Annotated in this window: 1 protein-coding gene; it reads left to right on the top strand. The window is 50.4% G+C overall.

Translation table 11 applies throughout. The annotated features are described in order from the left end of the window. A partial coding sequence (locus E0D98_RS25980) for an integrase core domain-containing protein (protein ID WP_024173320.1) occupies positions 1-391 on the top strand: 391 nt, incomplete at its 5' end. Positions 392-399: the final 8 nt, after the last annotated feature.

Raw genomic sequence — 399 nt, 5'->3', positions numbered from 1 at the left:
CGATACCGCACTGATAAGCAGTGCCCTGCGGATGGCCTATGAGACGCGTGGCCAACCCCGGGATGTCGTGTTCCATAGCGACCAGGGAAGCCAGTATACAGGCCTTAAATATCAACAACTTCTCTGGCGTTGCAGAATAAATCAAAGCGTCAGTCGGCGGGGAAACTGCTGGGATAACAGCCCCATGGAACGCTTCTTCCGCAGTCTGAAAACAGAATGGGTGCCAACGAATGGTTACGCAGGCAAGGACGAGGCCCGGCAGCAAATTAATGATTACATATTGAACTACTACAACAGCGTCAGACCTCACCATTATAACGGTGGGCTGACGCCGGAAGAGTCAGAGAACAGATACCATTTTTACTGTAAAACCGTGGCCAATATTACTTGACCACTACA

The sequence above is a fragment of the Escherichia sp. KCJ4928 genome (assembly GCF_004352695.1).
Classification (GTDB): Bacteria; Pseudomonadota; Gammaproteobacteria; order Enterobacterales; family Enterobacteriaceae; genus ECMA0423.
This window is presented reverse-complemented; position numbering and strand designations above follow the sequence as displayed.